The organism is Kitasatospora sp. NPDC056800 (assembly GCF_042789775.1).
Taxonomy (GTDB): domain Bacteria; phylum Actinomycetota; class Actinomycetes; order Streptomycetales; family Streptomycetaceae; genus Kitasatospora.
Genome location: NZ_JBHUAL010000012.1, coordinates 1 through 16,499 on the forward strand (window position 1 = coordinate 1; position 16,499 = coordinate 16,499).

Annotated in this window: 3 protein-coding genes and 1 pseudogene; all 4 read left to right on the forward strand. The window is 77.6% G+C overall.

Features of this window, described 5'->3' with window-relative positions; all coding sequences use genetic code 11:
- Positions 1–729, forward strand: a pseudogene (locus ACFRQN_RS04755) (hypothetical protein); the annotation flags it as partial.
- A 446-nt stretch (positions 730–1,175) separates the two neighbouring features.
- The gene (locus ACFRQN_RS04760) at positions 1,176–1,715 is read left to right on the forward strand and encodes a hypothetical protein (RefSeq protein ID WP_143204652.1); all 540 of its coding nucleotides are present in this window, start codon (positions 1,176–1,178) and stop codon (positions 1,713–1,715) included.
- 190 nt (positions 1,716–1,905) lie between these two features.
- Positions 1,906–2,181 (forward strand): hypothetical protein, encoded by a 276-nt coding sequence (locus ACFRQN_RS04765; RefSeq protein ID WP_198959456.1) that lies wholly within the window; start codon positions 1,906–1,908, stop codon positions 2,179–2,181.
- Positions 2,182–2,500: 319 nt separating this feature from the next.
- Positions 2,501–16,417 (forward strand): SDR family NAD(P)-dependent oxidoreductase, encoded by a 13,917-nt coding sequence (locus tag ACFRQN_RS04770; RefSeq protein ID WP_380738245.1) that lies wholly within the window; start codon positions 2,501–2,503, stop codon positions 16,415–16,417.
- Positions 16,418–16,499 lie beyond the last annotated feature (82 nt).

Here is a 16,499-nt window from a genome sequence, read left to right on the forward strand (position 1 = left end):
GAGGACCTCTCCTACCGGGCGACCACCGAGTTGCTCTGTCACCTGCACCGGGGCCGGGGGCACCGGAACGCCGAGGCGGCGGCCGCACTCTGCACGGAGGTCCTGCGCCAGCGGCTCTACCTCTTCCGCGAGGGGCCCGACCAGGGCGGTGGCTCCCGCGCCGACGACGGCGAACTCTCCCGGCGCTCCGTCTGGGTGTTCGCCTGGGCCGTCTCGCCGTACGTCCGGGAGGAGCGCCACGCCGCGGCGCTCGACCGCTGGCTCACGGGACTCCTCGTCTCCAGCTCCGCCCTGGAGACCGAACTGCTCCGCGGCCTGATGCCCCCGCCGGGCGGGCCGTCCCCGGAGGGCCTCCCGCCCGACCTGCCGCCCGTGCTCTGGCAGCGGCTGCTCCACGGACTCCCACCGGTCGCGCCGGTGCGGGCGCACACGCCTCCGGCCCCGCCCCCGCCGAGCCCGCCGCCCCGGCCGGCCCCGCCGGAGGAGGCGGCCGTGGAAGGACCGGCCGAGGCCCCGGCCCTCCCGGTGCCGACCCGACCGGAGGACCCGCCCCCACCGCAACCCCCGCCGGCCCCGGCACCGGCGGGCCCACCGCTCCTCCCCGCGCGCGGCCGGCGGCACCCCGGAAAGCCCGACCAGGGCGACGACAGGGACCTGATCGCCATCGTCCTCTTCTTCCTGCTGGCCGCGCTCGTGGCCATCGGCACGATCTGGATCGTCCGGAGCTGACGCGCCGGCCGCCCGCCGGCACCGGGTGGCCGGGTCTGCCACGAAGCGGAATCCGACATGTCGGATTCCGCTTCTGTTACTTCTGTGACTTGCGTGACTCTTGTGATGGATGTGAGTGCAGGGAATGGCGTGAACTGGTGGGTCAGGAAAGTGTTGCGTTTCCGTGACAGCCGAGCCTATGATCAACGGAAAGCTTCGATATTGATCGAACCCCGGGGGGGTGTTTGGACAGCGGGGGCCAGTCGGGTGTTCAACTGATGTCGCGTCGCAGTTGAACACCGGTCGGCCGCGGAGGGGTGGGCGGGGGTAGGGGCGGAAGGATTGGGCTCTGAATCCCGCTTCCGGGTTCCGCGAATGAACTAATCAATTTGCCGGTGATTCCGCGGGTGGTGTTGTACCGGCGCGATGGGGACTTGGGTCGGCGTGTTCTGAAGGGGGAGTTCAGCATGGGGGAGCGCCTGCGCACCGCTCCGACTCCGGTCGGTGCGGATGGCGGCCGGGGCCCGGGAGGTCCGGTCGGAGCATCCGAAACGGCCTCCGGGGGCGGCCGGCCGGCGGAGCGGGCCGCGCGCGCCGAGGCGGCGTTGCGGATCCTCCAGGCCCATCCCTCGTTGTCCGACCGGGCGGTCGCGGAGTCGACCGGCCTTGGCGCGCGAACCGTTGCCGAGCTGCGGCGCCTGTCGGAATCCGTGGCGGAATCCGGATTCCGGATCGGCCGGGACGGCAAGTCCCGCCCGTTGAACGGCGCGGCCGGGCGGCTGCGCGTGGCGGAGCTCCTCGGGGAGAACCCGAAGGCCTCGCTGCGCCAGTTGGCCAGGACGGCCGGGGTGTCGCCCGCGACGGCGCTCGATGTGCGGCGGCGGCTGGAGCGCGGTGAGGAGCCCGTCCCGGTGAAGCGGGCCGCCATTGCGCCGGGGGTTTCCCCGAAGGGTGCCGCGCCGGCCGGGGGGAATGGCTTCGCGGGGGGTTTCGGCCGGACCGGCTGATTTCCCGTCGGCGTTAATCGATTTCTAATCCCCGCCGTAATTCCGGTCGGATCTTGTGCCTTTGTCGGACCGCCGATAAAGTCGAAGTCGGCCTGCAGTATTCCTGCGCCTTGCCTGAAATATAATCTCGCATCCACCAGAGGAGCGGCCAATCATGACGCACCGATTCTCGCTTGTCCTGAACCGAGAAGTGAACGATCAGGAGAAGGTCACCCTGAAGGAGGCGAGCCGCGCCGACATCGCGTTCGTCGACGACACCCTCCCGACGAACGCCGACGTCCCGGTCACCCGGATCGAATTCGAGGACGGGGTCACGGCCACGCTCGCCGAGGCCATCGAGGCCGGCTTCGAGGCCGTCAAGGCCGTCCCGGACCTGTCCGTCCCGGGCCTGAGCGTGCCCGCCCAGCCGGCCGCGGCCGAGGGCGGCGAGGAGGCCGTCAACGAGGCGGCCGAGGCCGTCTCCTGACGGCACGCACGTCCCCGCCCCGCGGGGACTGAGGCCGACTCCTGCGCGGGCGCCGAGCAGCAACCGCGCGGGAGCCGGGCGCCGTTCCCGCGGCAACCGCGCGGGATCCGCGCCGCAGCACCGCCGGGCACCGGGGGAGGAGCGCGGCCGCCGCGAGGAGCGGTCGGCCGCGGTCTTCCGCGTGCCCGCCCGCCCGGCGGGAGCGGTGCGGTGGCAGCACCGTGAAGAACACGTACTCCAGTGGCAGGGCCGCGCTCGTCGTGCACGCGCGCGGTCAGCACGTCGACTCGCAGTTCACTACGGGGGGAGCAGGGCCGCCATGGCCGACGAACAGCAGCTTCGCGACTACCTCAAGGTCGTGACGGCCAAACTGCGCAGCACCCGGACGGAACTGGACCGGCTCAGGCACGAGCCCATCGCCGTCGTCGGCATGGGCTGCCGCTACGCCGGCGGCGTCGACAGCCCCGAGGCGCTGTGGCGGCTGGTCGCGGACGGCGCCGATGCCGTCGCCGGCTTCCCCGCCGACCGGGGCTGGGACACCGCGGGGCTCTACGACTCGCCCGACCTGCCGGGCTCCACCACCCGTGAGGGCGCCTTCCTGTACGAGGCGGCCGAGTTCGACGCGGCCTTCTTCGGGATCAGCCCGCGCGAGGCGCTCGCCATGGACCCGCAGCAGCGGCTGCTGCTGGAGACCTCCTGGGAGGCCGTCGAGCGCGCCGGCATCGATCCGGCCACCCTGCACGGCTCCCGCACCGGCGTGTTCACGGGCGTCTACTCCTCCGCCGCGGCCTACGGGAGCGACGCCGGACTGGACTTCGCGGAGGCCACCGGCCACCTGCTGACCGGCACCGCCAACAGCGTGCTCTCCGGCCGGATCTCCTTCACCCTCGGCCTGGTCGGCCCCGCCGTGACGGTGGACACCGCCTGCTCCTCCTCCCTGGTCGCCCTGCACCTGGCGGTGCAGGCGCTGCGCGCCGAGGAGTGCGACCTGGCCCTGGCGGGCGGCGCGACCCTGATGTCCTCCCCGGTGCTGTTCCGCGAGTTCTCCCGCCAGCAGGGCCTGGCCGCCGACGGCCGCTGCAAGCCCTTCTCGGCGGACGCCGACGGCACGGGCTGGGGCGAGGGCGCCGGCATGGTCGTCCTGGAGCGGCTGTCGGACGCACGCCGCAACGGGCACCCCGTCCTGGCGGTGATCAGCGGCAGCGCGGTCAACCAGGACGGCGCCTCCAACGGGCTGACCGCGCCCAACGGCAGCTCGCAGCGCGTCGTCATCCGGGCCGCCCTGGACAACGCCCAGCTGACGGCGGCCGACGTGGACGCCGTGGAGGCGCACGGGACGGGCACCCGGCTCGGCGACCCGATCGAGGCCCAGGCCCTGCTGGAGACCTACGGGCAGGCGGCGGGCCGCGCCGACGACCGGCCGCTGTGGCTGGGCTCGGTGAAGTCCAACATCGGCCACACCCAGGCCGCGGCCGGTGTCGCCGGTGTGATCAAGATGGTGATGGCGCTGCGGCACGGCGTGCTGCCCCGCACCCTGCACTCCGAGCGGCCCTCGGAGTACGTCGACTGGACGGCCGGCCGGATGCGGCTGCTGCAGCGGCCGGTGGACTGGCCCCGGCCCGCGGACGACACCCCCCGGCGCGCGGCCGTCTCGGCGTTCGGCATCAGCGGCACCAACGCCCACCTGGTGCTGGAGGACGCGCCCGAGCCGCAGGCCCCGGCCGCGGAGCCGGCGCGGGCCGCCGCCCCGGCCGTCCTGCCCGGGTCGAGCGCCTGGGTGCTGTCCGGGCGCACCCCGCAGGCGCTGGCCGCGCAGGCCCGCAAGCTCTCCGCCCATCTCGCCACCCGCCCAGGGGCGCGGGCCGCCGAGGTGGCCTGGTCGCTCGCCACCACCCGGACCGCCTTCGAGCACCGCGCCGTGCTGCTGGACCCGGAGTCGGCCGGGGGCCTGGCCGCGCTCGCCGCCGGGGAGCCCGCCGCGGACGTCGTGACCGGGCAGACCCGCGCCGAGGGCACCGGCCGGACGGTCTTCGTCCTGCCGGGCCAGGGCAGCCAGTGGGTCGGGATGGGCCGCGAGCTGGCCGGGGCCTCGCCGGTGTTCGCGGCCCGGCTGGCCGAGTGCGCCGAGGCCCTCGCGCCGTACGTGGACTGGCAGTTGGACGATGTGCTGGCGGGCCTTCACGGCTTCGAGGCCGCCGACGTCGTGCAGCCCGCGCTGTGGGCCGTGATGGTCTCGCTGGCCGCGGTCTGGGAGGCGGCCGGCGTCGTCCCCGACGCGGTGGTGGGCCACTCCCAGGGCGAGATCGCCGCCGCCGTCGTCGCCGGGAGCCTGTCCCTGGCGGACGCCGCCAAGGTCGTCGCCCTGCGCAGCCGGACCCTGACCGCCCTCGCCGGGCGCGGCGGGATGATGGCCGTCGACGGCGCGGCCGACACCGTCCGCGGCTGGCTGGAGCCGTTCGGGGAGCGCCTGTCGGTCGCGGCCGTCAACGGCCCGTCCGCCACGGTGGTCGCCGGGGACCCGGACGCGCTGCACGAGCTGGCCGCGCTCCACCCCGACGTGCGCACCCGCGTCCTGCCGGTGGACTACGCCTCGCACAGCGCCCACGTCGAGGAGCTGCGCGAGGACGTCACCGCCGCCCTGGAGGGGATCGAGCCCCGCACGGCCCGGATCCCGATGGTCTCCGCGATGGACGGCCGCCGGCTCGCCGGGCCGGAGCTCGACCCCGCCTACTGGTACGCCAGCCTGCGCGAGACCGTCGAGTTCGCCCGTGCCGTGCGCACGCTCGGCGACGACGGCTACGACACCTTCGTCGAGGTGTCCCCGCACCCCGTGCTGGCCATGGCCGTCGGCGAGGAACTGGCGGACCGCGACCCCGTGGTCGTCGGCACGCTGCGCCGCGACGACGGCGGCGCCGCGCGGCTGCTCGCCTCCCTCGGCGAGGCGTACGCCCACGGCGCGCCCGTGGACTGGACCGCCGTCCTGCCCCGCGCCGAGCGGGCCGACCTGCCCACCTACGCCTTCCAGCGCGGCCGCTACTGGCCCCGCCGGGTCGAGGCCGCGCCGCAGGCGGCGGTCACCGCCGCCGAGGACGGCTGGCGCTACCGCACGGCCTGGGAGCCGCTCGGCCCCACCGCCCCCGCCCTGGCCGGGACCTGGCTGGTCGTCGCCCGCGAGGACGGCGACCCGGCCCGGCACGTCGAGGCCCTGACCGCGCACGGCGCCGAGGCCGTCGTGCTGCGCACCGACGCGGTGCTGCGCGAGGCGCTCGCCGCCGAGCTCACGGCCGCGCTCGCCGCCCTCCCCGGGGCGCCCGCGAAGCCGGCCGGCGTGCTGTCGCTGCTCGCGCTGGACCCCAGGCCGCTGCCCGGCGCACCCGCTGCCCCGCCCGCAACCGCCGCCGTCCCGCACGGCACCGCCGCCACCCTGGCCCTGGTGCAGGCCCTCGGCGACGCCGGGATCGACGCCCCGCTCTGGGCGCTCACCCGCGGCGCCGTCCGGGTCGCCGCCGACGACGCCCCGCCCGCCCCCGTCCAGGCCCAGGTCTGGGGGCTCGGCCGGGTCGCCGCGCTGGAGCACCCCGACCGCTGGGGCGGACTGGTCGACCTGCCCGAGCAGTGGGACGAGCGGGCCGCCGCCCGGCTGGCCGCCGTGCTCGCCGACGGCGCCGAGGACCAGCTGGCGCTGCGCCGCGCCGGGGCCTTCGCCCGGCGGCTCGTCCACGCACCCCGCACCGCCCCCGGCCCGGCCGGGCCGGACGGCGGCTGGTCCCCGCGCGGCACGGTGCTCGTCACCGGCGCCACCGGCTCCATCGGCCCGCACCTGACCGCCTGGCTGGCCGGCCGCGGCGCCGCGCGCCTCGTGCTGCCCACCCGCTCCGGGCCGGGCCCGCGGCTCGCGGCCCACGCCGCCGCCCTCGCCGAGGCCGGCACCGCCGTCGACGTGCTCGCCTGCGACCTCGCCGACCGCTCCGCGCTCGCCGCCCTGCTCGACCGCGTCGCCGCCACCGGCCCGCGGCTGTCCACCGTGCTGCACGCGGCCAACGCCTTCCACCTCACCCGCCTCGACGACACCGACCCCGAGGGCCTGGCCGCCTCCCTGGCCGGCAAGGCGGCCGGCGCCGACCACCTCGACGAACTGGTCACCGACGCCGACGAGTTCCTCCTCTTCTCGTCGATCGCCGCCGCCTGGGGCAGCGCCGAGCACGGCGCCTACGCCGCCGCCAACGCCCACCTCGACGCGCTCGCCGAGCGGCGCGCGGCACGCGGCGCCGGCGCGCTCTCGCTCGGCTGGGGCGTGTGGGACACCCGCGACTGGACCGCACCGGACGCCTTCGGCCCGCACGGGCCGGCCACCATCACCGGCGACGTGCTGCGCCGCCAGGGCACCCGGTTCCTGGACCCGGACCGCGCGCTGGACGTGCTCGGCCGCCTCCTCGCCGACGGAGCCGGCGCCACCGGCCCCTACCTCGCCCTCGCCGACATGGCCTGGGACGACTTCGCGCCGGTGTTCACCGCGGCCCGCCGCAGCGCCCTGCTGGACCGCATCCCCGCCGCCCGCCGGGCCCTCGACGGCGGCGCGGCCGCCACCGGGGCGCCCACGGCCGCCGCCGACGGCGCGGACACCACCGGGAACGACTTCGCCCGCGCCCTGGCCGGCGCCGCCGGCACCCCCGAGCAGGAGCGCCTGGCCACCGACCTGGTCCGCTCCCACGCGGCGGCCGTCCTCGGCCACCGCGACGCGGGCGACATCGCCGGCCAGCGCGCCTTCCGCGACCTGGGCTTCGACTCGCTGACCGCCGTCGAACTGCGCAAGCGGCTGGCCACGGCCACCGGCCTGCGGCTGCCGTCCACGATCGTCTTCGACCACCCCACCCCGGCCTCGCTCGGCGCCCACCTCGCCGCGACGGCCCTCGGCACCGGCGCCGGCACCGACGCCGCCGCGCCCGCCCGGGACGGCGCCGCCGCCGACCCCGACGAGCCGCTCGCCATCGTCGGCATCGGCTGCCGGTTCCCCGGCGGCGTCACCACCCCCGACCAGTACTGGGACCTGCTGGCCTCCGGCGCCGACGTGATCGGCGGCCTGCCCACCGACCGCGGCTGGGACCCGGACCTCTACGACCCCGACCCCGCCCGCCAGGGCAAGTCCGTCACCCACCGCGGCGGCTTCCTGCACGACGCCCCCGACTTCGACGCCGCCTTCTTCGGCATCAACCCGCGCGAGGCCCTCGCCATGGACCCCCAGCAGCGCCTGCTGCTGGAGACCTCCTGGGAAGCCCTCGAACGCGCCGGCATCGCCCCCGAATCGCTGCGCGGCACCCCCGTCGGCGTCTTCGCCGGCGCCACCCTGACCGGCTACGGCGACGGCCTGGCCGACGGCGACCCGGCCGCCGAGGGGTACCTCGTCACCGGCCACTCCAGCAGCATCATCTCCGGCCGCGTCGCCTACGCCCTCGGCCTGGAGGGCCCCGCCCTCACCATCGACACCGCCTGCTCCTCCGGCCTGGTCGCCCTGCACCTGGCCGGCCGGGCGCTGCGCGCGGGCGAGTGCGAACTCGCCCTGGTCGGCGGCGTGATGGTGATGTCCACCCCCAGCCAGCTGGTCGGCTTCTCCCGGCAGCGCGGCCTCGCCCCCGACGGCCGCTGCAAGCCCTTCGCCGCCGGAGCCGACGGCATGGGCCTGTCCGAGGGCGCCGCGACCATCGCCGTCGAACGGCTCTCCGACGCACGGCGCCTCGGCCACCCCGTGCTGGCCGTCGTACGGGGCACCGCCATCAACCAGGACGGCGCCTCCAACGGCCTCACCGCCCCCAGCGGACTCTCCCAGCAGCGCGTGATCCGCGCCGCCCTGGACGCCTCGGGCCTCACCCCCGACCAGATCGACGCGGTCGAGGCGCACGGCACCGGCACCCCCCTCGGCGACCCCGTCGAGGCCCACGCCCTGCTGGCCACCTACGGCCGGGACCGCCCCGCCGACCGGCCGCTGTGGCTCGGCTCCGCCAAGTCCAACATCGGCCACACCCAGACCGCCGCCGGCCTCGCGGGCCTCGTCAAGATGGTCCTCGGCATGCGGCACGGCACGCTGCCGCGCACCCTGCACGCGGACGAGCCGTCCCGGGAGATCGACTGGGAGTCCGGCGCCGTACGGCTGCTGACCGAGCAGCGGCCCTGGACGACCCCGCAGGACGCGCCGCGCCGCGCCGGCGTCTCCGCGTTCGGCATGAGCGGCACCAACGTGCACGTCCTCATCGAACAGGCCCCCGAACACCTCCCCGCCCCCGCCGACCCGCCGCAGGACGACCCGGCCGCCCCGGCCGGACCGCCGCTGCTCGCCGCCGGTACGGACGTCACCGCCTGGCCGGTCAGCGCCCGCGGCCGGGACGCCCTGGCCGCGCAGGCCGGCCGCCTGCACGCGTACGCCCTCGCCGCCGACACCCCGCCGCCCGCCGCCGTGGCCCGGGCGCTCGCCACCACCCGCAGCCCCTTCGAGCACCGTGCCGTCGTCGTCGGCGCCGACCCCGCCGGACTCGGCCGGGGCCTGGCCGCCCTGATGACCGGCCAGGACACCGAGCACGCCCTCACCGGCGAGAGCGCCGCCCGCGAGGACCGGAGGGTGTTCGTCTTCCCCGGCCAGGGCAGCCAGTGGGAGGGCATGGGCCGACGGCTGTCCGCGCAGTCGCCGGTGTTCGCCGCCCGGTTCGCCGAGTGCGCGCGGGCCCTGCGCCCGTACGTCGACTGGGACCCGCACGCCGTGCTCGCGGGCGAGCCCGACGCCCCCGCGCCCGACGGCGCCGCCGTCATGCAGCCGCTGCTCTGGGCCGTGATGGTCTCGCTCGCCGCCGTCTGGGAGGCGGCCGGCGTCGTCCCCGACGCGGTGGTGGGCCACTCCCAGGGCGAGATCGCCGCCGCCACCGTCGCCGGCGCGCTCACCCTGGAGGACGCCGCCCGGATCGTCGCCGTCCGCGCCGCCGCGCTGACCGGCCTCGGCGTCGAGGGCGGCATGCTCTCCGTGGTGCTGCCCGTCGAGCTGGTGCGCGAACTCCTGGAACCCTTCGGCGACCGGCTCGCCGTCGCGGCCGTCAACGCCCCCGCCACGACCGTCGTCTCCGGCGAACCCGACGCGCTCGTCGAGTTCGAACGCGTGCTGCGCAAGCGCAAGGCGATGCGCTGGCGCGTGCCCGTCACCGACTTCGTGGCGCACTCCCGGCTGTGCGAGCCGCTGGCGGAGACCCTGCCGCGGCTGCTGGCCGACATCCGGCCGCGCCCCGCCGCCGTCCCGCTGTTCTCCACCGTCCACGGACGGCTGGTGGACGGCGAGGAGCTGGGGCCGCGGTACTGGTACGCCAACGTCCGGCAGACCGTCCGCTTCGCCGAGGCCGTCGAAGCCCTCGCCGCCACCGGCCACCGCACCTTCGTCGAGGTCTCCGCCCACCCGGTGCTGCTGCCCGCCGTCCAGGAGACGCTGGCCGCCCGCACCGACCTGCCCGACCCGCTGGTGATCGACACGCTGCGCCGCGACGACGACGGCGCCGACCGGCTGCTGCGCTCGATCGGCACCGCCTACGTCCACGGCCTGCCCGTCGACTGGACCGCCGTGCTGCCCGCCCCCGCCGACGTCCGGGACGCCGCGCGGCGCGTCGAACTGCCGACCTACGCCTTCCAGCACCGCCGCTTCTGGCCGCCGGCCCGCCCGGCCGCGGCCGCCCCCGCCGCCCACGGCCCGGCCGCCGACCCCACCGACGACTGGCGCTTCCTCGCCGAGTGGGCCCACGCCCCCGAGCCCGCCCCCGCGCTGCTCACCGGCACCTGGCTGGTGCTCACCCCCGCCGGACACCCCGTCCACCCCTGCGCCGCGGCCCTCGCCGAGCGCGGCGCCCGGACCGTCACCGTCGAGCTGGACACCGCCGAGGCCGACCGCGCCGACTACGCGCGCCGGCTCACCGCCGCACTGGACGGCGCCCGGCCCGCCGGCGTGCTCTCCCTGCTCGCCCTCGACACCGCCCCGCTCGCCGCCCACCCCGCCGTGGCCCGCGGCCTCGCCGCCACCCTGGCCCTGGTCCAGGCCCTCGGCGACGCCGCCGTCCCCGCCCCGCTGTGGCTGCTGACCGCCGGCGCCGTCACCACCGACCCCGGCACCGGCGCCGCCGACCCGCAGCAGGCCCCCGTCTGGGCCCTGGGCCGCACCGTCGCCGCCGAACACCCCGACCGCTGGGGCGGGTTGGTCGACCTGCCCGGGCAGTGGGACGAGCGGGCCGCCGCCCGCCTGGCCGCCGTCCTCGCCGCCCGCGACGAGAACGAGGTCGCGCTGCGCGCCGACGGCCTGCGGCCCCGCCGCCTCGCCCACGCCCCCAGGCCGCCCCGCCCCGCCGACCGACGGCCGCTCGCCCCCCGCGGCACCGTCCTCGTCACCGGCGGCACCGGCCACATCGGCGGCCACGCCGCCCGCTGGCTCGCCCGCGAGTGCGGCGCCCGCCGCCTCGTCCTCACCAGCCGCTCCGGCCCCGCCGCCGCCGGCACCGCCGCGCTCGCCGCCGAACTCGCCGCCGCCGGCGCCGCCGTGGACGTCCTCGCCTGCGACACCGCCGAACGCCCCGCGCTCGCCGCCGTGCTCGACCGCGTCGCCGCCACCGGACCGGCCCTGTCCACCGTGCTGCACGCCGCCGGCGCCCTGGACGACGGCGTCCTGGACCGCCTGGACGCCGCCCGCCTGGCCCGCACCTTCGACGGCAAGGCCGGCGGAGCCGCCCACCTCGACGAGCTGACCGCCCACCTGGACCTCGACGCCTTCGTCCTCTGCTCCTCCATCTCCGCCACCTTCGGCAACGGCGGCCAGGGCAACTACGCCGCCGCCAACGCCTACCTGGACGCCCTCGCCGAGCAGCGCCGCGCCCGCGGCCTGCCCGCCACCTCGCTGGCCTGGGGCCCGTGGGCGGGCGGCGGCGTCGGCCAGGCCAGCGAAGGCGCCCGCCGGCGGCTCGCCCGCAACAAGTGGGAGGTCCTGATGGAGCCCGAGGACGCGGTCCGCGCCCTCGCCGCCGCCGTCGAGGACCCCGACCCCCGGCTGGCCGTACTGTCGCTGATGGCCGTCGACTTCGCCGCGATGGCCACCGCCCGCGGCCCCGAACAGCTGCGCCGCGCCCCGCTGATGCGCGACCTGCCCGAGATCCGGGCCGCCGACGCGGCCGACGCCGCGGACCCGGCGCCGCGCGCCGCCGAGCCGGAGCACCCGCTGGCCGTCCGGCTGTCGGCGCTGACCTCCGCCGAGGCGCAGGACCGGCTGCTCTGCGACCTGGTCCGGGACGAGGCCGCCACCGTGATGGGGTACGCCTCGGCCGCCGACGTCGAGCCCGGCCGCGCCTTCAGCGAACTCGGCCTGGACTCCCTCACCTCCGTCGAACTGCGCAACCGGCTCAGCACCGCCGCTGGCCTGCCGCTGCCCGCCACCCTGCTGTACGACTACCCGGACCCGCAGGTGCTCGCCGCGCACCTGCGCACCCGGCTGGTCGGCGACGGCGCGGACACCGCCGCCCCGGCCGCACCGCGCGCCACCGGCCCGGACCCGCTCGCCGACCCGGTCGCGATCGTCGCCATGGGCTGCCGCCTGCCCGGCGGCATCCACACCCCCGAGCAGCTGTGGCAGCTGCTCGATGCCGGACAGGACGCCGTCACCGGCCTGCCCACCGACCGGGGCTGGGACCTCGCCGCCCTCTACGACCCCACCGCCGAACGGCCCGGCACCTTCTACGCCCGCGAGGGCGGGTTCCTGCACGAGGCCGCCGAGTTCGACGCCGCCTTCTTCGGCGTCAGCCCGCGCGAGGCGGTCACCATGGACCCGCAGCAGCGCCTGCTGCTGGAGGTCGTCTGGGAGACCCTGGAACGCGGCGGCATCGACCCCACCGGCCTGCGTGGCAGCCGTACCGGTGTGTTCGTCGGCGGCTTCGGCTCCGGCTACGACCACCTCACCGCCCGCGCCGCCGGCCACGCCGACCACCGCCTGGAGGGCCAGGCCATGATCGGCACCGCCACCAGCGTGCTGTCCGGCCGGGTCTCCTACCTCCTCGGCCTGGAGGGCCCGGCGTTCACCGTCGACACGGCCTGCTCCTCCTCGCTGGTCGCCCTGCACTCCGCCGCCCAGGCGCTGCGGGCCGGCGAGTGCGACCTCGCCCTGGTCGGCGGCGTCACCGTGATGCCCACCCCGCGCGACCTGGTCGGCTTCTCCCAGCAGCGCGGCCTGGCCGCCGACGGCCGGTGCAAGGCCTTCGGCGAGGGCGCCGACGGCATGGGCATGGCCGAGGGCGTCGGCGTCCTCGCGGTCGAACGGCTCTCCGACGCCCACCGCAACGGCCACCAGGTGCTCGGCGTGGTCCGCGGCAGCGCCGTCAACCAGGACGGCGCCTCCAACGGGCTCACCGCCCCCAGCGGCCCCTCCCAGCAGCGGGTGATCCGCGCCGCGCTGGCCGGCGCCGGCCTCACCGCCGCCGACGTGGACGCCGTCGAGGCGCACGGCACCGGCACCGAACTCGGCGACCCGATCGAGGCCCAGGCCCTGCTCGCCACCTACGGCCAGGACCGGCCCGCCGACCGGCCGCTGTGGCTGGGCTCGGTGAAGTCCAACATCGGCCACACCCAGGCCGCCGCCGGCGTCGCCGGGATCATGAAGATCGTCCTGGCCCTGCGGCACGGACAGCTGCCGCGCACCCTGCACGCCGACACCCCGACCCCGCACGTCGACTGGACCGCCGGGCACGTCGCCCTGCTGCACCGGCCCGTCGCCTGGGCGCCGGACGGCGAGCGGCCCCGCCGGGCCGGCGTCTCCAGCTTCGGCGTCAGCGGCACCAACGCCCACGTCATCATCGAGGAGGCCCCCGCCCGGCCCGCGCCCGTGACGCCGGACGCCGGCCCCGCCCCGGTGCTGACCGGTGGACCGGTCGCCTGGCCGGTCGGCGCCCGCGACCCGCGCGCCCTCGCCGCCCAGGCGGGCCGGCTGCGCGAGTCCGCGCTGGCCCGCCCCGACCTGCCGGTCGGCGACGTGGCCTGGTCGCTCGCCACCACCCGCCCGCCGCACGACCACCGCGCCGTGCTGCTGGGCGCCGACCACGCCGAACTGCTGCCCGCCGCCGCGGCGGTGGCCACCGGACAGTCCTCGCCCGACGCCGTCACCGGCTCCGTCGCGCCCGGCGGCACCGGCCGCACCGTGTTCGTCTTCCCCGGCCACGGCAGCCAGTGGATCGGCATGGGCCGCGAACTCGCCGAGGTCTCACCGGTCTTCCGCGACCGGCTGGACGAGTGCGCGCGGGCCCTGAGCCCGTACGTCGACTGGGACCTCGCGGATGTCCTGGCCGGCGAGCACGACTTCCTCGCCGCCGACGTGCTCCAACCCGCCGTCTGGGCGGTCTCGGTGGCGCTGGCGGCCGTCTGGCAGGCCGCCGGGGTCTCCCCGGACGCGGTCGTCGGCCACTCCCTGGGCGAGATCGCCGCGGCGACCGTCGCCGGCGCCCTCACCCTGGAGGACGGCGCGAAGGTCGCCGCCCTGCGCAGCCGGGCCCTGCGCACCCTGGACGGACGCGGCGGCCTGCTCTCCGTCGCCGAGCCCGCCGACACGGTGCGCGAACGGCTCGCCGGCTTCGAGGGACGGCTCGCGCTCGCCACCGTCAACGGCCCCCGCTCCTGCGTGGTCTCCGGCGACCCCGACGCGCTCGACGAGTTCGCCGCCGCCTGCCCGCCCACCTGCCGCACCACCCGCGTCCCGATCGCCTACGCCTCGCACAGCCCCCAGGTGGAGGAGCTGCGCGAGGAGATCCTCGCCGCGCTCGCCGGCATCGAGCCCCGCGCGGCCGACGTCCCGCTGGTCTCCGCGTACACCGGGCAGTGGCAGGACGGCCGGGAGCTGGACGCCCACTACTGGTACGCGAGCCTGCGCGGCACCGTCGAGTTCGAACGGGCCGTACGGACCCTCGGCGACAGCGGGCACCGGGTGTTCGTCGAGGTGTCCGGGCACCCCGCGCTGACCGGCGCCGTCCGGGACACCCTCGGCGAGGCCGCGGTCGTCACCGGCACGCTGCGGCGCCAGGACGGCGGCGCCCGCCGCCTGCTCACCTCGCTCGCCACCGCCTACGTGGCCGGCGCACCCGTCGACTGGGCGGCCGTGCACGGCCCCGGCACCCTCGTCGACCTGCCCACCTACGCCTTCCAGCGCAGCCGCTACTGGCCCGAACCGGCCCGGCCCGCCGCCCCCGCGCCCGACGACGCGCTGACCGGCCTGCGCTACCGGATCACCTGGACCCGGACCGCCGAGCACCCCGCGCCCCCGCAACTGACCGGCAGCTGGCTGCTGGTCGGCGCGGCCGCCGACCCGGAGACCGCCCGGAAGGTCGCCCGCGCCCTGGCCGAGCACGGCGCCACCGACGTCCGCACCCTGCCGGACGCCGACCGCACCGCTCTCGCCGCCCACCCGGCGCCCGCCGGCGTGGTCTCCCTGCTCGCCCTGGACGAGTCCCCGGACCAGGGGCACCCGACCATGACCCGGGGCGTGGCCGCCACCCTCGACCTCATCCAGCAGCTCGGCGCCGGCGCCCCCGGCACCCCGCTGTGGGTGCTCACCTCCGGCGCCGTGGCCACCGGCCCCGGCGAGAGCGGCAGCCCCGCCCAGGCCCAGGTCTGGGGACTGGGCCGGGTCGCCGGCCTCGAACACCCCGGGCACTGGGGCGGACTGGTCGACCTGCCGCCCGCCGGCGCCTGGGACGACCGCACCGGCACCCGGCTCGCCGCCCTGCTGTCCGGCGCCGTCGCCGAGGACCAGACGGCCCTGCGCCCGCAGGGCATCCTGGCCCGCCGCCTGGTCCGCGCCGCCGCGGCCGCCGCCACCCCCCGGCCCGGGCGCGGCACCGTCCTGGTCACCGGCGGCACCGGCGCCATCGGCGCCGAGGTCGGCCGCTGGCTCGCCGGGCGCGGCGCCGAACGCGTCGTCCTCGCCGCCGGCGAACCGCTGACCGCCGACGTCGCCCGGCTCGCCGCCGACGTCGCCGCCTCCGGCGCCGCCCTGTCCATCGCCGCCTGCGACACCACCCGGCGCGCCGAACTCGGCGGCCTGCTAGGGCAGATCACCGCCGACGGCGGCCCCGCCCTGCGCGGCGTCGTGCACGCCGTCGGCGCCGGACAGGCCACCGCCGTCGCCGACACCACGGCACGGGAACTCGCCGACGTCGCCGGCGCCCGGTCGGCCGGCGCCCGCTGGCTCGACGAACTGACCGCCGACCTCGACCTGGACGACTTCGTCCTGTTCTCCTCCGTCGCCGCGACCTGGGGCAGCGCCCTGGTGCCCGGCTACGCCACGGGCAGCGCCTTCGTCGACGCCCTCGCCGAGCAGCGCCGGGCCCGCGGACAGGTCGCCACCTCGGTCGCCTGGGGCCCCTGGGCCGACGGCGGCGCCGGCGCCCGGTCCTCCGTCCGGCACGGCCTGGGCGTCCTGGACCCGGGCACCGCCGTCCGGGCGCTCGGCCAGGCCATGGACGGACGCGACGCGCTCGTCACCATCGCCGACGTGGACTGGCGGACCTTCGCGCCCGCCTTCACCCTGCACCGCCCGAGCCCGCTCCTCGCCGACCTGCCGGAAGCGGCCGCCCCGGCGGCCGAACCGGCCGGCCCGGCCGACGGCGGCACGGCACCCGAGTTCGCCCGCACCGTCCTCGCCCTGCCCGCCGCCCGCCGGCCGGCCGCGGTGACGGACCTGGTGCGCGCCCAGGCGGCCCTGGTGCTGTCGCACGGGAGCACCGCCGACATCGACGCCGAACGCGCCTTCCGGGACCTCGGCTTCGACTCCCTGACCGCCATCGAACTGCGCGACCGGCTCGCCGCCGCCACCGGCGTCACCCTGCCCTCCACCGTCGTCTTCGAGTACCCGACGTCCGCCGCCCTCGCCGCGCACCTGCTGCGCGAGCTCGGCGCCGGCCCGGACTCCGTACGCACCCAACTCGACCGGCTGGAGGCCTCGTTGTCGGGCCTGCTGGACCGGCTCGGCGAGGACGGCGACGGGACGGACGGGGACGAGGAGGCCGTCGCGGCGCAGCTCGCCGCACTGAGCGCCAAGTGGCAACGACTCCAGCGCCGCGCCGGCGGCCCCGCCACCGGCGGCGGCAACGGCGCCGGCACCGCCGCCGGCCAGGACGTCTCCGAGCGCCTCGCCGCCGCGGACGACGACGAGGTCTTCGACCTCCTGGGCAAGGAGTTCGGCATCGAATGACCGTACCGCCGACCCTCCCGCGGGCCGCCCGAGCGCTGCCCAGACCGAGTACCCACAGCCCGAGCACCCCGAGGTGGAACGC